The 18,594-nt window shown below is 65.7% G+C and carries 20 protein-coding genes; 8 read left to right on the top strand and 12 right to left on the bottom strand.

What is annotated here, in order from left to right; all coding sequences use genetic code 11:
* Positions 1–2: 2 nt before the first annotated feature.
* Positions 3–971 (top strand): agmatinase, encoded by a 969-nt coding sequence (gene speB, locus AXZ77_RS08750; RefSeq protein WP_098410852.1) that lies wholly within the window; start codon positions 3–5, stop codon positions 969–971.
* Positions 972–1,264: 293 nt separating this feature from the next.
* Complete coding sequence (locus tag AXZ77_RS08745; protein WP_176535997.1) at positions 1,265–3,160, top strand: acyltransferase family protein; 1,896 nt, start codon at positions 1,265–1,267, stop codon at positions 3,158–3,160.
* A 54-nt stretch (positions 3,161–3,214) separates the two neighbouring features.
* Here AXZ77_RS08745 and AXZ77_RS08740 read toward each other — a convergent pair whose 3' ends face one another.
* Positions 3,215–3,571 carry a hypothetical protein gene (locus AXZ77_RS08740; RefSeq protein WP_098410850.1) on the bottom strand — a complete coding sequence of 119 codons (357 nt, stop codon included), beginning with the start codon at positions 3,569–3,571 and terminating at the stop codon, positions 3,215–3,217.
* 549 nt (positions 3,572–4,120) lie between these two features.
* Here AXZ77_RS08740 and AXZ77_RS08735 point away from each other — a divergent pair.
* Entirely contained in the window at positions 4,121–4,540 is a 420-nt protein-coding gene (locus AXZ77_RS08735; RefSeq protein WP_098410849.1) for a CBS domain-containing protein, read from the top strand.
* A gap of 69 nt (positions 4,541–4,609) precedes the next feature.
* Here AXZ77_RS08735 and AXZ77_RS08730 read toward each other — a convergent pair whose 3' ends face one another.
* Entirely contained in the window at positions 4,610–5,026 is a 417-nt protein-coding gene (locus AXZ77_RS08730; protein WP_255266446.1) for a cytochrome c, read from the bottom strand.
* A gap of 531 nt (positions 5,027–5,557) precedes the next feature.
* On the opposite strand from AXZ77_RS08730, the gene AXZ77_RS08725 reads away from it, so the two are divergent.
* The 3 genes from AXZ77_RS08725 (at position 5,558) to AXZ77_RS08715 (ending at position 9,151) form a co-directional block, all read left to right on the top strand.
* Complete coding sequence (locus tag AXZ77_RS08725; RefSeq protein WP_098410848.1) at positions 5,558–6,439, top strand: Crp/Fnr family transcriptional regulator; 882 nt, start codon at positions 5,558–5,560, stop codon at positions 6,437–6,439.
* Between the two features lie 160 nt (positions 6,440–6,599).
* A complete protein-coding gene (locus AXZ77_RS08720; protein WP_098410847.1) occupies positions 6,600–7,034 on the top strand; it encodes a hypothetical protein in 435 nt (144 codons plus the stop codon).
* A gap of 161 nt (positions 7,035–7,195) precedes the next feature.
* The gene (locus AXZ77_RS08715) at positions 7,196–9,151 is read left to right on the top strand and encodes an ATP-binding protein (RefSeq protein ID WP_176535996.1); all 1,956 of its coding nucleotides are present in this window, start codon (positions 7,196–7,198) and stop codon (positions 9,149–9,151) included.
* Here AXZ77_RS08715 and AXZ77_RS08710 read toward each other — a convergent pair.
* The 9 genes from AXZ77_RS08710 to AXZ77_RS08670 form a co-directional block, all read right to left on the bottom strand.
* A complete protein-coding gene (locus tag AXZ77_RS08710) occupies positions 9,144–9,839 on the bottom strand; it encodes a response regulator transcription factor (protein ID WP_176535995.1) in 696 nt (231 codons plus the stop codon). The two genes, AXZ77_RS08715 and AXZ77_RS08710, sit on opposite strands and share 8 nt — an antisense overlap.
* 130 nt (positions 9,840–9,969) lie before the next feature.
* A complete protein-coding gene (locus AXZ77_RS08705) occupies positions 9,970–11,316 on the bottom strand; it encodes a hypothetical protein (RefSeq protein WP_098410844.1) in 1,347 nt (448 codons plus the stop codon).
* Positions 11,303–12,340, bottom strand: coding sequence for a helix-turn-helix transcriptional regulator (locus AXZ77_RS08700; protein WP_141536245.1), 1,038 nt, complete (start codon positions 12,338–12,340; stop codon positions 11,303–11,305). Before AXZ77_RS08700 ends, AXZ77_RS08705 begins: the two co-directional genes overlap by 14 nt.
* 236 nt (positions 12,341–12,576) lie before the next feature.
* Positions 12,577–12,978: a curli-like amyloid fiber formation chaperone CsgH gene (csgH, locus tag AXZ77_RS08695; protein WP_098410842.1), complete on the bottom strand. Its 402-nt coding sequence runs from the start codon at positions 12,976–12,978 to the stop codon at positions 12,577–12,579.
* Between the two features lie 73 nt (positions 12,979–13,051).
* A complete protein-coding gene (locus tag AXZ77_RS08690) occupies positions 13,052–13,465 on the bottom strand; it encodes a hypothetical protein (RefSeq protein WP_098410841.1) in 414 nt (137 codons plus the stop codon).
* A 93-nt stretch (positions 13,466–13,558) separates the two neighbouring features.
* A complete protein-coding gene (locus tag AXZ77_RS08685) occupies positions 13,559–13,915 on the bottom strand; it encodes a hypothetical protein (protein WP_098410840.1) in 357 nt (118 codons plus the stop codon).
* Between the two features lie 688 nt (positions 13,916–14,603).
* Positions 14,604–14,978 carry a hypothetical protein gene (locus AXZ77_RS08680; RefSeq protein WP_098410839.1) on the bottom strand — a complete coding sequence of 125 codons (375 nt, stop codon included), beginning with the start codon at positions 14,976–14,978 and terminating at the stop codon, positions 14,604–14,606.
* A 106-nt stretch (positions 14,979–15,084) separates the two neighbouring features.
* Positions 15,085–15,519 (bottom strand): host attachment protein, encoded by a 435-nt coding sequence (locus tag AXZ77_RS08675; RefSeq protein ID WP_098410838.1) that lies wholly within the window; start codon positions 15,517–15,519, stop codon positions 15,085–15,087.
* Between the two features lie 8 nt (positions 15,520–15,527).
* On the bottom strand, positions 15,528–16,367 hold the full coding sequence (locus tag AXZ77_RS08670) for a universal stress protein (protein ID WP_176535994.1): 840 nt from the start codon (positions 16,365–16,367) through the stop codon (positions 15,528–15,530).
* A 369-nt stretch (positions 16,368–16,736) separates the two neighbouring features.
* On the opposite strand from AXZ77_RS08670, the gene AXZ77_RS08665 reads away from it, so the two are divergent.
* Both AXZ77_RS08665 and AXZ77_RS08660 read left to right on the top strand, forming a co-directional pair.
* Positions 16,737–17,159: a cytochrome c gene (locus AXZ77_RS08665; RefSeq protein ID WP_098410836.1), complete on the top strand. Its 423-nt coding sequence runs from the start codon at positions 16,737–16,739 to the stop codon at positions 17,157–17,159.
* Positions 17,160–17,197: 38 nt separating this feature from the next.
* Positions 17,198–17,623: a DUF2267 domain-containing protein gene (locus AXZ77_RS08660; RefSeq protein ID WP_098410835.1), complete on the top strand. Its 426-nt coding sequence runs from the start codon at positions 17,198–17,200 to the stop codon at positions 17,621–17,623.
* Positions 17,624–17,636: 13 nt separating this feature from the next.
* Here the strand turns inward: AXZ77_RS08660 and AXZ77_RS08655 are convergent, their stop codons facing one another.
* Entirely contained in the window at positions 17,637–18,308 is a 672-nt protein-coding gene (locus tag AXZ77_RS08655) for a phosphoribosyltransferase (RefSeq protein WP_098410834.1), read from the bottom strand.
* Positions 18,309–18,594: the final 286 nt, after the last annotated feature.

Genomic DNA, 18,594 nt, shown 5'->3' with positions numbered 1-18,594 from the left:
CCATGTCCAGCGATCCCCTTTTCCACCCGGTTTCCGGCTTCGATCTGCCGCGCTTCGCAGGCGTGCCGACCTTCATGCGCCTGCCGCATGTCGAACTCGACGACCCGCGCCTGAAGGATGTGCAGGTCGGGTTCATCGGCAGCCCCTGGGATTCCGGCACCACCAACCGTCCCGGCCCGCGCCACGGGCCGCGCCAGCTGCGCGATCTCTCGACGATGATCCGGGCGCAGAACGGTGCGACCGGCGTGCGCCCCTTCGAGATGGTCAATTGTGCCGATCTCGGCGACGTGGCCCCCAACCCCGCCGACATTCAGGATGCGATGGACCGGATCACCCGATTCTTCGAGACCGTCCGCGCCCAAGGAATCCGCCCGATCACCGCAGGCGGCGACCACCTCAACTCGCTGCCGATCCTGCGCGCGCTGGGCACGCCCGAGCCGCTCGGCATGGTGCATTTCGACAGCCATACCGACCTGTTCCACAGCTATTTCGGCGGCAATATGTATACCCACGGCACGCCGTTCCGCCGCGCCATCGAAGAGGGTCTCCTGGACCCGAAACGCGTGGTGCAGATCGGCATTCGCGGCTCGACCTATGACAGCGAGGACCGCGATTTCGCCGATAGCGTGGGCGTGCGCGTGATCCCGATCGAGGAATTCCACGCTCGCGGCGTCGAGGATGTGATGGCCGAGGCGCGCGAGATCGTCGGCACCAAGCCCACCTATCTCTCCTACGATATCGACTTCATCGACCCGGCCTTCGCCCCCGGCACCGGCACGCCCGAAGTGGGCGGCCCGAATTCCTATCAGGCGCTGCAGGTGATCCGCCTGCTCGACGGGGTGGAAATCGTCGGCGCCGATCTGGTCGAGGTCTCCCCGCCCTTCGACCCGTCCGGTGCGACCGCCTTCCTCGGCGTCTCGGTGATGTTCGAGATCCTGTGCCAGATGGCGGTGCGCATGACGCGCGGGTGACGGACTTGGTTCGGGAACCCCAATAAACAAACCTTCGGCAGCGCGTAATTTCTATTCCGCGCTGCCGAAGAAATCATCGCGAGCCAGCCAGCCCGGAAAGTCGTGTCCGGATTTCCTTACCTTTTCTTGCTGCGCCGCAGCATCCCCATTGACCCAGCGTCATCAACTCAAAACCCTGACCTTGGGGTCTGTCGGAACATGTCCGGCGCAGCACCGGGGGCAGATATATGGGGCCACGCTTCGGGGTAGCGAGATCGCTGCACAGCGATAAATATCGTCCGGATATCGACGGATTGCGCGCTCTCGCAGTCATCTCAGTCGTGATCACGCATGCCTTCCCGAGACTCTGGCCTGCGGGGTTCATCGGGGTCGATATCTTCTTCGTCATTTCCGGCTATCTGATTTCGACGATCCTGATGCGCGATCTCGCCGAGGGGCGCTATTCGATCGCGCGTTTCTACCAAAGGCGCATCCTGCGGATTTTCCCGGCGCTGATCGTGGTGCTTGCCGCGATCTTCGCGATCGGCTGGTATCTTCAATTGAAAGGCGAGTTCGCCTCGCTCCTGAAACACATCCTCGCGTCGATCTTCTTCTCCGAAAACCTGCTGCTCTGGAGCGAGGCGAGCTATTTCGACATCTCCTCCGTCTTCAAGCCGACGCTGCATTTCTGGAGCCTCGCGGTCGAAGAGCAATTCTACATTGTCTGGCCGCTGCTGCTCGCTTTCGTCTGGCGCGGGCGCGGGAGCCTGCCGCTCGTTCTGGCAGGGCTGACGCTCGCCTCTTTCGTCTATGGACTGTTCGAAACCTACCGCAATCCGACCGCCGCCTATTACTCGCCCTTCGCGCGCGGCTGGGAGCTGCTGATCGGCGCGGGTCTCGCCTATCTCAAGCGTCATCACGCCGCCCTCACCGCACGTCACACTCATCTGCAATCGCTGATCGGGGCGGGGCTGATCGCGGTGGCCTTCATCTTCATGGAAGACGGCAGCCCGTTCCCCGGATGGTGGGCGCTGTTCCCGGTACTGGGCGCGGCCTTACTGATCTCTGCCGGCAGCGAAGGGATGGTCAACAAATACCTGCTCTCGCTCAGGATTCCGGTCTGGATCGGGGTGATCAGCTATCCGCTCTATCTCTGGCACTGGGTATTTCTGAGCTACATGCACATCACCTTCCGCCATGTCTATTTCAAGATGGGTCTGGTCGCGATCGTGCTGTCGCTGATCGCGGCCTGGGCCACCTTCCGCTTCGTGGAATTGCCGATCCGGCGCAAAGGGCGTGACCGGGATAAAACGCTGGCGCTGGGCGTCGCGATGGGTGGCTTGGCGGGGCTTGTGTTGCTCGCCGCGCTCATACCCCTGCCCCCACGGTTTCGGATCGACCTGCCGATGCCCGACAAGACCGAATGGTCCTTTCTGCTGAGCAAGGTCGACGCGCCCAAACCGAACGAGACCGACATCTATCAACTTGGCCCCGAGAGCGCGCAGGAGGTTCTGTTCATCGGCGACTCGCATGTCGCGCAATATGCGACGCGGATCGAGAAGCTCGTCTCCGCGGGCGATGAGCCAATCGGCGCAACGCTCGCGATCGGGAGCGGCTGCGCCCCGATCCCCGAAATCAAGACCGATGACCCGAACCGGGCTCCGTGTCGTGACAACACGGTCAATGCTTGGCGACTCGCGAGTCTGCCGCGCTATCACACCGTGGTCATTGGCGGCGCTTGGAATTTCTACGCCGGAAGCCCGGCCTTCTATGTCGAGCGCGCCGACGCGCGCGTCCCGCTCGTCGAAGCACCGGGGCGCCGCGCCGCTTTGTCACGCCTCGCTGAATCTGTTCGCGAACTCAGCGCGGCCGGAAAGAGTGTATTCGTCCTTCTCGACAACCCGCGCCTCCAGGATTTCACCAATATCGCGCCGGAGATGCGTCTTGGATGGGGGCCGGTGTCGGATGCGCGCGCCTTGCTACGCGAGCAACCGATCCCCGCGAAAGACAAGGCGCTGACGGAAGAAATGAAAAACGTTTTGGCAAAGTCCCAAGCGGTTGTGATCGATCCGGCATTTGCCTTTTGCTCCGAGGACCACTGCCGTGTCCGCGAGCCGGATTTGACGACCGTCTATAAAGATAACAACCATTTCAACCCGGATTGGGTGGCGCAACACGCGCGCTTCCTCGATTCGATCTTCGCGAAATAGGCTGTGATGTGCGCGGGACCGCCTTGAAGGGCAGCCCGCGTCCCCCCGATCGTCTCAGCCCACGTGACGGATCGCATCGAGGCGATAGACCGGGGTCATGTTGTTGACGAGGCTCGCACCGAGATCGAGTTCCACGCTTTTCAGCCGCAACACCTCCTGCAGGGCGAGGCCGAGATAGCGCGCGATTTCCCGCGTCGAGAGGCCGAGATCGAGCAGCGCCGAGACCTCCAGCGCACGATCCGGACCCGTCGCCGGAGCGCGTGCGACCCGGGGGATCGCCGTGGTGCAAGGCTGGGCCTGCGCGCTCGACAGGGGCCAGGGAACGGTCTCCGGCGCGAGGCCGTCATCCTCTGCCTTTCGCGGCAGCGGGAGAAGGTCAGGATTGTTTTTGGGGGTGATCCAACGAAACATCCGCACACTCCTTCGATGCGTGGCTATGACGTCCGAACAGCTAAACCGCATCCGGTCCGCCGCGCCATTGATCTCCGTCAATGAGACGCGCACAAAGCCTCTCGAGCGCGCGATCTGAGCAGGCATTCGCCAATCCAGACAAGGCGGCGGTCGGCACGAGAGCATGGTCAAACTTGCGAGACTGCATGTGATCCGAGCGGGCCGGACCCGGCACGCAGATGTCTGGAATATGGCGAAGGGCCATCGTCCGACCTGCGAATTCCGCGTTTTCACATCGCAATTCGCACAGCAACGATGACCCTTCGATCGATGGAGCTCTCCGCGTCACGGCGGGCCGACCATCGGGCAGCAGCGCGCAGCACATCCATATGGCGCTCACCGGTTCGACTCCTCCCATCGATCTCACCAACCTGACTGGATTTCCCCGCGCCGCATTGACCGGCGACAATCGCGCGGGCCTCCAAAGGCGTGCGAAGGCTGATTGCGGTCAATGCGCACCCGCGTGGATCGGGCAGACTGAGAGGATGTGCTTACACTCGGGAGGATGCCATGAAGATCAGTGACGCGATGCACAAGCCAGCCGCATGGGTCGATGCCGATACCCCTGTGAAGGAGATCGCGGACCAGATGGGCAAGGACGATATCGGCGCGGTCCCGATCGGCAAGGATGACAAGCTCATCGGGATGATCACCGATCGCGACCTTGCCCTGCGGGTGGTGGCGCAAGGGCTCGACCCGGCCAAGACCCGCGCCGAGGAGGTGATGACGCCGGGGATCGTCTATTGCCGCACCGATGAGACGGTGGAAGATGCGGTGCATCTGATGGATCAGCGCAAGATCCGCCGCCTGCCGGTTCTCGACGACGAGAAACGGCTGGTCGGGATGCTCAGCCTCGGGGACGTGGCCCACGGAACCTCGCTCGAACTCGTGGGAGAGATGACGCGCGCCGTCGCCAATCACCACCGGTGACCTGCGCCACCTTCGACGCGTCTCGTCTTCGCGCCGCCCGACCCGCTCGGGTCAGACGGCGCGGGTCCGTCATTGCTGCAAGGTTCCGACATGCTCCGCGATGGCCAGCATCCGCCCGCGGATCAGCGCCTCGGTGCCGAACCGCCCGACCATCGGCTCCAGCTCGTTGCGGAAAAGCGCGCCGAAGACCGGCATCGGCCCGCCATGCCCACGCACTTCCGTCCGCCCGTCGAGGATTTGGATCACGTTCAGCAACGGGAACTCCCCGTCATTGGCCGCCGCCAACCCGGTGAGCGAAGGAATGTCCTGAATGAACGCATCCGCGAGCGGGCCATCGCCCTGCCCGCTCATGCCGTGACATGCGGCGCAATTGTCCGCGTAAAGCTGTGCGCCCATCTCGTCGGATGTCATGGCGTCCTGCGCCGCGAGCGGCCCCGCCGCACCGATCAGGCAAAGGGCGAGCAGGAAAGGTCGATACTGTGTCATTTGGTGTCCTCCGATGTCCATGACCCAGCTTTCCCGCGGCGCGCCCCGGCGGCATTGTCGGCGGTCAATGCCACCGCGGCCGAAGGCGGGCGGCGCAGGGTGTCCCGCGGATCCCGGAGCCGCCGATCGCGCGCGCGATCTTTGCCGTGATTGACGCCCGATAATGGCACGCGGGCGGTTCGGGCGTATCATTCGGGCATTCGCGGACGTTCGGGTGACCTCACCCACTCGACCGTGGTCGAAGAGCGTTTCGCGATACCCGTCGGCCACCGCGCGCCTGTCCTCAAGGTGTGGTCGGCGGGGCCATTTCCACCCCGTTTCAGGGGTTTGACGGCACTGCGCCAAACGGCCAACGACCGCAAAAAGCACCCGCAAGATCGCCGGGCGCGACCCCGTTTCGCGTGTCAAAGGTCACATTTCTCTACAATTTGCCGCCTGACAGACGCGCTCCGAGACGGCAAGATTCCTTCAGTCACGCTATGCGACCGTTCCCCGAACGTTGCCAGAGCTCGGGGAGCTGAAGGGGGGAATATGTTTAATTCACAGGGTATTCGACCGGAATACGACGCGAAATGCGAGGATTGCGTTGCGCGCCAGACCGGGCTTTGCAGCGCTTTCGACGGCGGGGCGCTCCTTGATTTTGCACATCGAAGCTATCGCGAAAACTATCACCAAGGGGCCGAGATCGCGGCTCAGGGCGAGGTGGCGGAGCGGGTCGGGATCGTCTCCTCGGGGCTGGTCAAGGTCGTCGTGCTGACCGAGGGCGGCGACGAATACGTGCTGCAGATCCTGCGCGCGGGCCATCTGATCGGCGACCCCGACCGCGAGGTGAACGGGTTCTCGAGCGAGGCCGCCACCGACACCGCGATCTGCTGGATGCCACGCTCGACATGGCACGGTTTCCTGCAAACGCATCCGCAGATTTTCCGGGGCTGCCTGTCGGCGCTGAACCGTCAGTTCGAGGAGCTGCAGTTGAGCGTCGTGAAGATGCGCGGGCGCAGCACCGTACAGCGGCTCGCGCTTTGGCTGATCGAACAGCTCCCCGGTGCGCCCGAGGACAGCACGCCGGAAATCCGCATCGTACTGACCCGGCGCGATCTCGCCTCGCTGTTGGACATGACGGTGGAGACCCTGTGCCGCGCGCTGCACCAGATCGAGGAGCGCGGCGCGATCCGCCTGCTTGCGCCCGATCATCTCGAGGTCAGGGATCTCGGTCGGCTGCGGCGGCTTGCAAAATACCAGAACGAGCGGATCGGTGCGGCCCTCGCCCAGCCCGATCCCGCGCCGCGCCTGTCCGAGCGCGACGGGTGGTCCGGGGGCGCGAAAGCCTCCGGCACGCGCGCGTCGCGCTGGCAAACCGACGAGCAAACGCCCGTCGCCACCACAACGCGCGCCGTATCAGGCCGGAATTGAGGCGCGCGTTTCGGGCACAAGGCAACACGGAGCCTGAACACCCCGTGATCGCCGCCGGTCGGAGCGGCATGAAACCGCGCGCATTGACCTCCATCAATGCATCCAGCCCCGCTCACGACAAAGGTCGGGACGATGTCATCGCAACTCATGGGAGGCCCAGATGCCCAGCAAGTCAGACGCGAAAGCGCGCACCAGCGCGGGCTATGCCGAATTGGTGAAACGCCTGCTTCCTCCGGACGGGCCGGACCCGGCGATGCTCGGCCCGTTCGTCGCGCTGCACACACAGGCGGCGGATCGGATGTTGCAGCACAATCAGGAATGGCTGCGCTTCACCGCCGATCGGATCACCTGCGACCGCGCCCTGCTCGCCAATCTCTCCAATCCCGGCGATCCCGCCGCGATCGCCTCCGCCTGGTCGGAGTTCTTCTCCGGTGCGATCGACGATTATTCCGCGCTCTATCGCCGCCTCTGGGGGCAATATGCCGAGGAGATGACAGCGGCGGTGTTCGACAGCCAGAAACAGGCGCAGGACTTTATCATGACCGCGATGCAAGGCGGGGGTTTCGGCGAGAAACGCCACGCGACGCCGGTCTGAGCGACCGCGACGAAAGGCCGGATCTGCCGCCAACGGCTGGCCCGGCATTTATAGTTTTGTGCGATTTTTCGTTTTTTCCTCCACTGCCGGACACGAAACCGAGTATGATTTCCTGATTGATGGGGGCGTGGTGCCAAGCGCGAAATGAGGTGGCGCCAGTGGTGAATTCCGAACGCGAAGAGCCCGGACCGAAGACGCATGCCTGCCGCGCAGCGCTCGCCGACGGTCTGGAGGATGTGATTAGCGTGATGCCGATCCCGGTCGCGGTGTTCGACACTGCGGCGCGCTTGGTCGCGGCCTCGGCGACCTTTCAGGAGAGCTACGGCGTCGACATCTCCAGCGCCAATAAGCCGGACGACGGTGACCTGCTGCCGTGGCTGCCAGAGGGATACCCCGCCGCCCGCGACAAGGCGCTTTCCGGAGAGGTCGTGCGATGCGACGAGAGCCAAACGACGCTCCCCGACAGGCGCGTGATCTGGAACCGCTGGCTCACCGCGCCGATCCGCCATGAGGGCAGCGTCGCGGGGATCATCCTGATCATCGAGGATATCAGCGTCGAGAAGGACTTGCCGCAACCTGCCGAGCTGCGCGCGGAGCGGGTCGTCGAGGCGATGGATGCCGCCGGGATCGCGCTCTTCGAGATGGATTTCGACCGCGACACGTTTTTCTCCACCGAGTCCGCCCAGCAGCTTCTGGGCACCGATGACGTGCCCGACAGCTACGAGAAATGGATCGCCCTCGCCGCCCCGGAAGATCGCGCGCGGCTCAAGGAGATGCACCGCGCGGCAATCGATCCTGCGGGCAGCCGGAAGTTCTCGATCGAGTTCAAGCTCGCCGACAGTAACGAGCCCAAAGTGATCGAATTGCGTGGCGATATCCGGTTCGACGAGACCTGCGACCCGCCCCATCCGCAAGGCGCGCTCGGCGCGCTCCTCGACCGCACCGAGCGCGCGCAGATTGCGGCGGCGCTGGTGCGGGCGCAGCGGCTGGAGACCGTGGGCCGGATGGCGGGTCTGATCGCGCATGATTTCAACAATCTGCTGACGGTCATCCTGTCCAATCTGGAACTGGCCTCGCGCGCCGAGATGGCCGAGGTCGCGCGCGACCATCTGAAGCGCGCCATCGACGCGACGCGGATCGGCGCGGGGTTCAACCAGCGACTTCTGGCGCTGGCGGGCGCGCGGACGCCCAAACCGGTGTGCTTCGACCTCGATGCCCAGCTCGCCGAGACATGGACGCTGCTGGAGCGGGTCTTGGGCGAACAGGTGCATCTGCGGCTTCTGCCGGGTGCGGGAGAAGGCCAGATTTTCATGGATCGCGGCGAATTGGACGGGGCGTTGCTTAATCTCGTCATCAATGCGCGCGACGCGATGGCGGTCCCCGGCACCGTCACCATCGCGACCGGTCGCGCGCAACTCGACGCGCATCAGGCCACGGAGATCGACGGGGCGCGTCCGGGCCGCTTCCTGACGGTGCGCGTGAGCGATACCGGGCAAGGCATGACCCCGGACGTGCGCAAGCAGGCTTTGGATCCGTTTTTCACCACGAAGGATGCGCGGGTCGGGAGTGGGCTCGGGCTGACCAGCGTCGAGAGTTCGGTGGCGCGCGCGGGCGGGTTCTTACATATCGACACCGCGCCCGGACAGGGTACGACGATCACGCTTTATCTGCCCGAGGCCGAGGGAGAGCCTGCGCCCGCGCCTGCCGACCACCGCGCCGCGCTGCGGATGGGCGATGGGCAGCTCGTTCTGGTGGTCGAGGATGATCCCTTCGTGCGCGAGGCGGTGCTCGACCGGTTGGAGGCGCTCGGCTACGCGGTGATCGAGGCCGGGAACGCGAGCGAGGCGCTGGAACAGATCGAGGCGGGCGAACCTGTCGAGTTGCTGTTTTCCGACGTGGTGCTGCCCGGTTCCAGTTCGGGGTTCGACCTCGTCGATCAGGCCCGCGCCCGCGATCCCGCATTACCGGTGCTTCTGACATCGGGCCACGCGTCGGAGCATTTCGCCCAGCGGCCCGAGGCCGAGCGCGAGGTGGAACTGCTGATGAAACCCTATTCGCTCGCGACGCTGAGCGCGGCGGTCGCGCGCGCGCTCAAGCCCGACGCGCCGCCTATGTGATCTGCCCGGTGAAGACATAGCCCACGCCGCGCACGGATCGGATCATCCGATTGGCATCATCCGACGGTTCGATCTTGCGCCGTAGCCGGGCGATATGGGTGTCGATGGTGCGGTCATAGGGCGACCAGTCGCGCCCGTGCAGCGCCCGGTTGATATCATCGCGCGAGAGGACCTGCGCCGGGCGGCTGAGGAACAGCTCGAGCAGTTTCGCCTCTGTTCCGGTCAGATCCTCGCGGCGCCCGTCGCGATGCTCGATCACGCCTTGGCGCAGGTCGATGCTGCTGTGATCGATGCGCAGGCGGTCGAGCGGGACATTGCGCGCCCGGTAGCCATCGAGCACCCGGCGCACGCGGATCGCGACCTCGCGGGTGTCGAAGGGTTTGACGATATAGTCATCCGCCCCCGCCTCCAGTCCGCGCACCCGGTCGAGCGGCTGGCCATGCCCGGTGATGAAGATGACGGGAATATTGCTGCGCCGTCGCATGACGCGCGCCAGCGCCAGCCCGTCATCGGCCCCCAGCCCCAGATCGAGGGTCACAAGATCGATGCCGCCCGCCTCGATCTGCTGCATCATGCCCGCGGCGTCCTGCGCCTCGCGCACCGCCCAGCCTTCCGCCTCAAGGCAGTCCCGCAGCGCCTCGCGCACGTCCTCATGATCCTCGACGACGAGAATTGTCTGCTGTTCCAAGGCGCGACCTCCTTGCCCCTCCGCACCTATCGGGGCGCCGTAGCGTGACGTTGCCGACGTCACAAAGCGCTGTCCCGAAGTATGTCATGATCCAATTTCTCTGTCCGTTCTGTCTTTGACGGCGATCAAACTAGAAAAGATGGACGAAATTGATCGAAATCGTCCCCTCAAACCCGTGCCGCCAGCGGATTTCGTCATGCCGGACGGTTTCGCCCGTGCTCGAGAGCGTGGCGCCGGACACCGATGCGGAGCCGAGCGCAGCCTGTCCTGACAGGCGCGAGACGAGAACGGTTTGCCCCGTTTCCTGCACTCCCAGAGAGAGCGCGAAGAAGCTGTTTCCGCCGAGGCGCTGCTCGAACACCATGCCCGCGCGCAGGATCGGCTCCAAAGCGGAAAACCGTGACCGCTCGGGCGCGCTGCTGGCCGAGGCGAGCCCCGGGATCGAGAGCATCTCCTCACTGCGCCCGCGTGCCGACACCGCCTTCGCGCCGAGGTCGAGATAGAGGCCGAAGGCCAGATCCTTTGACAGCAGCCGCCGCCCGCCCAGCCCCAAGGTGAGGCTCTCGCTGCGCGCGTGCAGGCGGGTGCGGCGGGTGGTCTCGATGGCCGGGAGCGCCCGGCTCGCCGTCAGGGACGCCGTGGTCGTGTAGGTTTCGCTCGTGTGGCGCGAGAGGTCCCCGAGACCGAGCCTTGGCCCCCAGCTCCAGTCGCGGCTACGCCCCAAGGGGCTCGCGATCACCCCGCCCAGCTCGCGCACGCGGCTGTGGGTGCTGACCCGCTGCTCCACCCGCGCGCTGTCCGGCGCGCCGAGGCCAATGACGGAAAACCCGCCCGGATCGAACACCGCCGCCAAGGCCGATGCCGTGCCCGTCGCCCCGTCGAGGCTAAGCTCCGCGAGACCGCCCCCGCCTGAAGCGGGCGAGAACGCATAGGTCTCGATGTGATTTCCCGGTGTCGCGGGCGAGAAAGACTGTTGCGCGATATGGAGAGTGCCGCCCTGCCCATCCGGGATGGTCAAGGAGGCGACCGCATGCGCCCCCGACAGCGCGCCTCCCGCGCCGAGCGCCGGGCTGAGGTCGACCGAGATATCGCCGCGCCCCGCATGCGGCCCGGTCATCACGAGCGGTCCGGACTTGGGCAGCCCCGAGACAGCCTGCGCCTGCGCGAAACCGGAGCCCCGCCCGAAATTCAGACCAAGCTGAGGTCGCGCCGAGAAATCCGGTATCCAGCCCGCCTGCGGCAACAGCCCAAGCGGACGCACGGGCCCGAGCAACCCGAAGTCCAGACCGCGCCCGTCCTCCCCTCGGATCGGCGTCCCAAGCCCCGGCAGGAATGGCCCGCGCGGCTGCCGCGCGAGCGACCAGCCTTGCCACGCCACGGGCGGCTGAGCCTGCGCCTGCGGCGCCAGCACGGTAAGCGCGACGAGCCCGCCAAGCGCACAGCAGAAAGCGCGACCTATGGGGTCACGCCGTCGCATTGAGCGTGGCAAGGCGTCCGAGAAGGGCGACCAGCTCCTGTTGGCGCGACGTCTCGGTCTTGCGCATCACCGCCGCGAGCTGATTGCGCAAGGTTTCCTTCGACATCCTCCGGCGCGAGGCCAGCTCGCCGATCGACTCCCCTGCCAGCAGCGCCAGCGCGAGATCGGCCTCCTTCGCGTTCATGCCAAAGAGCCGCCACAGCAGATCCTGATCCAGTTCGAGCGGCATATCGAGGTCTTCGTAGATCACCGCGAAACTCGGCCCGCCGCCCGGCAGACCGATCGCCTCGCCCGCGGCCAGCCGGATGACGGTGAGGATTTCACGCGTCTCGCCGCAGGTTCGCGGCACGGTCATGATCGCGACGCGCTGGCGCAGACTGCCTTGCAACGACTGGAGGAGCGTCGCGAATTCGTCCTCCGCCACGGGATCGGAGAGCCGCAGCGTCCCGTCGGGCGAAACCTGCAAGGCGCACCCGTTGCGCAGGATCGCCCGCGCCCGCCCGTTCATCCGCGAGACGTTGCGCCGCTCGTTGCACAACACCACCGAGAAAGGTAGAATTTCCAGAAGGTTGCCGCTGAGCCGTTCCGCCGCATCGAGCCGCCGGCGCAGCTCCATGATCCGCATCGCCACATCGAGCTGCCGCGCGAGCCGGGTCAGAAACTCCTTCAACGGTCGGTGCAGCTCCGCCTCCAGATGGCGCGGATAGCGCAGTTCGATCCCCATGAGGTGACGCTGGCCCCGATCGAACAGCACCCCGGCGAGGCAGGACTTGGGCGGGCGCATCCGGCGCAGCACGTGACCCAAGGGCCCGCCATTCACCGCATCCGCCCCCAGATCGCCATCGTCATAGACCCGGCCGATCTCCTGCTCGCGCAGCCTGTGCGCCCAGCCTTCGGGGGCGCGCATCTCCTCGGCGAAAGCCCGTCGCAATTCGGGGTCCGGCACGTCGAGAAGCATGAAATTCCCCGCCCCCGGCGCGGCTTCCAGACCGACGATCATCGCCGTCGCTTCGGGAAAATTCATCGAAACGACCGCGAGCACAGACCGAAATAGATCCCCTTCGATAGCAGATGTGAAAATTTGTTCGACCGCAGCCCCGTTCTCAGCATGCGTGTTCCAAGACATGGCACACCCCTTGATTTCCTAATGAGGGAAATCCTCTGCCTAGGGGCGATGTGGACAATGACAGCCATCAAGGCTGCCTATGCGCGCCGACAATGAACGGCGCGCGCAATGGGGGATTCACGCAGTTCCGGCGATCACTTTGTCGCGTGACAGGTCAAGCCGCCCTCGCCTTCGACCTCCAGCCGGGCCGAGACGACCGCATGGGGGCCAGCGGAGACATAGACCTTGGACAGGGTCTGCGCCGCGTTCGCGCGGGTGGTGAAAGCGCCGCCCTGCGTGGTGCTGGAGGTTCCGCCCGCGCCGCTCGAGATCACGGTGAAGGAGTAGCGTCCGCGCATCGCGCGCGCCGATTGCACCCGCGCGGTCAGTTCCAGTTGCGGATCGACCGTGCGCTCTGCGATCTCGCATTGCAGCGGGGCCGCGCCTTTCACGTTTTGCGCGGTCATCGCGAGCGCCATTCCGACGGGCGTGCCCCCGGCGATGACAAGCAATGCTCCGCCGCGCAGATAATCGAGGAGTTGCAGCTTCCGAGGCATAGCGTGCTTCCTTTCTCGTCTCCCTGCCCCGCACGCGGTGCGACGGGCGGGGCTGCACGGACGGCTAACGGTTTCATTTCAGCTCGAACTGAATACCGATCGAGCCGTTTCCGCTGGTACGGCTCCCGCTTCGGGTCACACCCAGCCGGGTCTCGCCCTGGAAATGGGTCTCCGTCTGGTTGTTGCCGATCTGCGAGATCGAGCTGCTGAAGCCAGAGCCCGCTTGGACCGTCCCCGCGACATTGTTCTGGCCGCTCTGCGTGGTCGAGGCGTCATTAAAGCTGCCCTGCTGCTGCGTGACGGCCACATTGCCGCGTGAAGGCTGCGGGGCGATAGATGCAACGGGTGCGCTGCTCGGATCATAGAAAGGACGGCTCTGCGCCGAAGCTTCCTTCGCGAACATGCCCAATGCGAGAGCGGCCAACACCCCGGACGCGAGGATCGCGGGGCGCGCCGCTGCGGGTCTCATCTGTGTTGCGATACTCATATCCCTTCTCCTTGTTGCTGTCGCGACTGCGCAGCAGCCGTTTTCGGGTCGTGGATCGGGCGGATCGCGACCCGCCCGATCATCCATTGGAAATCAGTTCTGAACGGTGCTCGACACGTTGCCGACGCCGGTCTGGATCGTGGACGACGAGTTGCCGATGCGACCCTGAACGGTGGTCGAATAGTTCCCGTGGCCCAACTGGTCGGTGATCGACGAGTTGAAGGCGCCGGTCTGGCCGGTGCCCGAGAAGTTGGCACTCCCGCGCTGAACGGTGATGCTGGAATTGGCCAGATCGCGCTGCACGGTGATGGCCGCGTTGTGGTGGCCAAGCTGCGTCGTGCTCGACCCGTTGAACCAGCCCATCTGGTCGGTGAGCGACACGTTGCCGCCTGCGAGGGCGGCTCCGGCGCCGGAGAGAACGACAGCGGTGGCGAGAAGCAGATGTTTCATGGTGATGGTCTCCAGGCTTAAAGAATGTTGACCGATCAGGATCCGCGCCCTGATCGTGCCTCCACGCTACGCCGGAGCTGCGCCGGAATCGGCACCGCAAACGCAACCGAATCCGGCCCATTTGCCATCGCCCTCGGTCTGAAAGACGCCCGGACGGCACTGCCAGACCGCGCGCCGCCCGGGATCGTCCGCCCGCCGACGCAAGTGGCGCATCGGACGCGAAATCCTTGCCCGGTGCGCGCGGATGGCCATGCGGGTGACCCGAACGGGCCATGTCCTGCCCCTCGCAGGCAAAGGAGCGCGATGCTTGGGGCGCGGGGCGTGCCGGTCGCGCTTGCGCCCGCGCAATGACGGGCGGCATTATCCGGGGGACTCAGGCCGGGATGTGGGCGGGCATCCGGTGGCAAGCGCCTCCCCGCGGGGTGACGCATCGCCCCACCGGGGCAAAGCCACGTCGGATCGGCGCTGCAAAGATCGGGAAACCTGACCGCATAGGGCGACCCGGACGAGACCGCCGCAGGGCGCGTAACAAGCTGCAACGAAACGCGGGGCGCGAGAATGTGCAACGCGCGCTCCCGCTCGATGCGGAAACGCGCGCTGCTCCCCCCGACAGACCCTGCGAGCGGCGTCTTTTATCGACCCCAACCGCTCATGCGGCCTGTCCCCACACTCGTACCAATGGCGATCATCAACTGCGCCGCTCCATCAACAGAGCGACGAGGAGCCCTGCCCCGACCATACCCAGAATAGCCCCGGCCCACGGCACCGGATGGCTGCGCACATTGCGGCTCAGCTCATGCTCGGCCTCGCTCAGCGAGCGGCGCATTTCCAGAACCGCGTCGCGGGTCTCATCCACGAAATCATGCCCGCGCCGCGACGCTTCTGCGCCCAGATCGGTGGCACGCAGACGACCGTAACGCTGCAACGCCTGCGCCAAGGCTTTCACATCGTAGCGCAACTCCTCGAGATCGGTCTGGATTGCCTCTGCGGCCTTGCGCTCGCGCTCCTTGAGGGCGGACGTATCGACATGCTCGGAACCGACGGTGCTGGATGCATGGCTCATGGATTGTCTCCTGTGATCAGGTTGGACTCCGTTCGACTGGTCCAGAATGCGAAGCCCCGAAGCGGCTCGCATTGACGGCGGTCACTGCAGGCGAAAATTGCACCGCTCAACTCACCTTCAGCGCCTCTTGCAGCTTTTCGCGGAAATGGCGCGGCGAGAGGCTCGCGAGATTGGAGTGGATTTCCCGGCTCACGCGCGCCGCCAAAGCCGCGGGCATCGCCTCGCGCATCGCACCCAACATGCGCGGCGGCGCGACGAGGACCAGCGTGTCGAACTCCCCCTGCCCAAGACTGCGTTCGAGCCGTTCGCTCAGATCGCGGGCGAAAGCGATTTCCTGCGCATGTTCGGGATCGCCATGCGGCGCCATCGCGGCGCGCCGCCCCGGCGACCCGATCGCGAAACTCCGCCCGGCCCGGTCGCGCGGGGTTGGATGCGGCGCCTCCAGCTCGAAGACCTTCGCACTGGCACTCGCATCCGCCAGCACATGCGCGCTGGCGGCGTTCATCACAACGATCCATTCGGTTTTCTTCGGCTGTGGCATCGGCTTACCTATTTTGAGAACAGCACCGGCAGATGGGATTTTTCCAACAGGCGCGTGGTTACCGCGCCGATCACGAAGTCATAGAGCCGCGAATGGCCGTAAGCGCCGACCGCGATCATCTCGGCCCCGCGTTCGCGCGCGGTATGGAGCAACGCATCGCCCGCTTCCGAGGTCGTCTTCATCCGGTCCAGAAGCGTCACATCGAAGCCGCGCCGGTCCAGCGCCGCTGCGAGGTCGTCGCGCAGATCGTCCACAGCCTCCCGCTCCCCCTCGGAGGGAGAGACGGAAAGCAGATCGATCCGCGCACCGTGCGCCGCAAGATAGAGCATGTCATGCACCGCCCGCATCGCCTCGCGGCTGCACGAAACCCCGACGAGGATATGCTGCGCGGGCTTGTCCAGTTGCGCAGCCTCGCTCACCACCAGCACCGGGCGCCCGGCCTGGCGGATCAGTTGCTCTTGCATACGCAGATCGGCCGCGCGCCCGGCATGGGTCGGCACCTGCGCGGACAGGACGAGGTCGGCGGCGCGGCAGCTATCGACGAGGAAATCGATCAGCGCGTCACGGGCACCGCTCGGGCTGCGGAACTCGCCCTGAACATCGTCGGCCTTCAGCGCATGCTCGAAGGTCTCGCGGATCGCGGCCGCCTCCTTGCGCTGCCAATCGACGAATTCGGGATAGACGATCGGATCGCTCGCAAGATCGCCGCCCAACAGCGGCAGCGGCTCGACACCATGCGCCCCGATCAGATGCGCCTCGAAGCGGCGACACAGCGCGGCCGCCATCGGGGCGAGCCAGCGCGCTTCGTCTGTGTCGAGAAAGGCTGCGGCGAGGGTGCGCGGAATCATCTTGGGGCTCCTGACTGGGTGGTATCGCGCCAAGACTGCGCCGCTGCGCGCGCGGCGGCATTGATCACGCGCAACGTCCAAGCGGTTCATGCGCCTCGGGCCGCTGGCCGCCGCTATGCGCGCCGTCAATGCGGGTGCCGCGCCGGTCATGAGAGGCTTGAACTCGTTCCACCGAGACACTTTGCACGGGAGATCCAGCATGTCGGAGCGACGGGGTCCTGACCGTGACCCTGCCGAAAACCGCCGAAGCGCGCGCAAAAGATCGCCGCATCGACGTCAAGGCGCGATGAGCGCGCATCACCCGGGCGGCCCTTCGCGCCCCAAACTGTCAGCGCGACGGGCCGCCCCCTGAACCGGAAGGACAGTCCGATGACCAGAGCCATTCTTGCAACCCTCGCAGCCCTCGCATGGGCCCTGCCCGCCAGTGCGGAAGAGGCCTCCAGCAGCCCGATGACCGCGGCGCAGATGGGGGCCGATCTTTACCAGAATTACTGCGCCACCTGCCACGGCAAGAGCGCGGCCGGCGACGGTCCGCTCAGCGAATATTTCACCACTCAAGTGCCGGCGCTGACCCAGCTTTCGGCGAATAATAATGGGGAATTTCCGCTCGCGCGGGTCGTGCATCTGATCGACGGCGGCCAGCAGATGCCCTTCCACCGGGGCGCGATGCCCAGCTTCGGCTCTACGATGATGGAAGAGACCGCAGGGACGGTCGGCGCGCTCAACGCGGAGGTCTATACCCGCGGGCAAATCCTGCTGATCGCGGAATATCTCGCAAGCATCCAAAGCTGAGGCAGCGTCCTCAGCCATCCACCCGGGAGGTTTGACCGATGAAAGTGACCGGCCTGAGTGCCATCGACCACGCCCCGCAGATCGTGGCGGAATGGCTCAACGATTTGGAATATCGCTTGGACAACAAGGACCGCAGTCACGCCTATCTGCTGCTGCGCACGACCTTGCACGCGATCCGCGATTTCCTGACCACCGCAGAAGCTGCCGATCTCGGGGCGCAACTTCCGGTGCTGCTGCGCGGGATCTACTACGACGGCTTCGTGCCCTCGCGCCAGCCCGCCCATCCGCGCAATCGCGACGCCTTTGTGGGACGGGTCGCGGAGGCGTTTGCCGACCGACCGCTCGACAATCCCGAAGCTGAAGTGGCGGCGGTGTTCGATCTGCTGCATGAACGGATTTCCGAGGGCGAATACCGGCAGGTGACGCAGGCGATGCGCCACTCGCTGCGCAGCCTGATGGCCTGACCGGGAGGGGCCGCTAGGCCCGATCCTTGCGCGACGGTCGCGCCTGCGCCGTGGCGAGGATTTGCGCGACCTCCGCATCGGGAACCTGCCCGAAATAGGTGTAATAGGCCCCGACCGCCCCAAAATACGACGGCACCAGCGGGCAGATCACGCGGTCGGCCTCGGTGCGGATCGCCTCCAGAGCGTCCTCTGACGCGACCGGGACCGCGCAGACCAACTCTTCGGGACCGGCGGCCCGCACCGCCCGCAGCGCCGCGCGCATGGTGGCGCCCGTCGCCACCCCGTCATCCACGATAATCGCGACCCGCCCGGCCAGCGGCAGACCCGGCGCGCCGTAGCGCTTGATCCGGTCCGCGATCACCTCGCGCTCGCGGGCGGCGAGGCCCTCCAGCGTGGCCGCATCGCAACCGCTGGCGCGGATCACATCGGCATTGCGCACCAGCACCTCACCGCGCAGCCCCGCAATCGCTGCGAGCGCCACTTCGGGATTGCTGGGCGCGCCGAGCTTGCGCACGAAGACAAGATCCAGCGGCAGATCGAGGCTCTCGGCCACCTCCCACGCGACCGGCACCCCGCCACGCGGCAGCGCAAGAACCACCGCGTCGCGCCCGCGATAGGCCTCAAGCTGACGCGCGAGGACGATCCCCGCCTCGGTCCGGTCGGTATAGCCTTCGAGATCGCTCATGCGGGCCTCCCCTGCCCATGGGTGCAGTCGGAAGCCAGCGTGCCGCGCCATCGAGGGCGCGGCATTGATCGCGAACAAGCGCGCCCCTTCTGCCCCGCTCTTCTGATCGTGAAAAGAAATGCGGGACCGCCGAAGCCGTGGCCCTATGTCGATCTGGAGCGGCTGTGGCGTACTCGAACGCTGCGGACCGAGAGCGGGAGATCAGCGCCATGAGCTTGAAAGACAACCGCATTCTCGTCGTGGGCGACGGGGCCGCGCGCTGTTCGACACTGCGGCCGAGCTTCTG

This window comes from Thioclava sp. ES.031 (genome assembly GCF_002563775.1).
Taxonomy (GTDB): Bacteria; Pseudomonadota; Alphaproteobacteria; order Rhodobacterales; family Rhodobacteraceae; genus Thioclava.
The sequence above is the reverse complement of the archived record's forward strand: the minus strand, read 5'-3'. Positions and strand labels throughout refer to the sequence as shown.

Coding starts and splice junctions, on each gene's coding strand:
- AXZ77_RS08690 (WP_098410841.1), bottom strand. CDS start 13,465: ATGAGTATCGCAACACAGATGAGACCCGCAGCGGCGCGCCCCGCGATC.
- AXZ77_RS08675 (WP_098410838.1), bottom strand. CDS start 15,519: ATGCCACAGCCGAAGAAAACCGAATGGATCGTTGTGATGAACGCCGCC.
- AXZ77_RS08680 (WP_098410839.1), bottom strand. CDS start 14,978: ATGAGCCATGCATCCAGCACCGTCGGTTCCGAGCATGTCGATACGTCC.
- AXZ77_RS08740 (WP_098410850.1), bottom strand. CDS start 3,571: ATGTTTCGTTGGATCACCCCCAAAAACAATCCTGACCTTCTCCCGCTG.
- AXZ77_RS08655 (WP_098410834.1), bottom strand. CDS start 18,308: ATGAGCGATCTCGAAGGCTATACCGACCGGACCGAGGCGGGGATCGTC.
- speB (WP_098410852.1), top strand. CDS start 3: ATGTCCAGCGATCCCCTTTTCCACCCGGTTTCCGGCTTCGATCTGCCG.
- AXZ77_RS08700 (WP_141536245.1), bottom strand. CDS start 12,340: ATGAATTTTCCCGAAGCGACGGCGATGATCGTCGGTCTGGAAGCCGCG.
- AXZ77_RS08685 (WP_098410840.1), bottom strand. CDS start 13,915: ATGAAACATCTGCTTCTCGCCACCGCTGTCGTTCTCTCCGGCGCCGGA.
- AXZ77_RS08660 (WP_098410835.1), top strand. CDS start 17,198: ATGAAAGTGACCGGCCTGAGTGCCATCGACCACGCCCCGCAGATCGTG.
- AXZ77_RS08735 (WP_098410849.1), top strand. CDS start 4,121: ATGAAGATCAGTGACGCGATGCACAAGCCAGCCGCATGGGTCGATGCC.
- AXZ77_RS08720 (WP_098410847.1), top strand. CDS start 6,600: ATGCCCAGCAAGTCAGACGCGAAAGCGCGCACCAGCGCGGGCTATGCC.
- AXZ77_RS08705 (WP_098410844.1), bottom strand. CDS start 11,316: ATGCGACGGCGTGACCCCATAGGTCGCGCTTTCTGCTGTGCGCTTGGC.
- AXZ77_RS08730 (WP_255266446.1), bottom strand. CDS start 5,026: ATGACACAGTATCGACCTTTCCTGCTCGCCCTTTGCCTGATCGGTGCG.
- AXZ77_RS08670 (WP_176535994.1), bottom strand. CDS start 16,367: ATGATTCCGCGCACCCTCGCCGCAGCCTTTCTCGACACAGACGAAGCG.
- AXZ77_RS08725 (WP_098410848.1), top strand. CDS start 5,558: ATGTTTAATTCACAGGGTATTCGACCGGAATACGACGCGAAATGCGAG.
- AXZ77_RS08665 (WP_098410836.1), top strand. CDS start 16,737: ATGACCAGAGCCATTCTTGCAACCCTCGCAGCCCTCGCATGGGCCCTG.
- csgH (WP_098410842.1), bottom strand. CDS start 12,978: ATGCCTCGGAAGCTGCAACTCCTCGATTATCTGCGCGGCGGAGCATTG.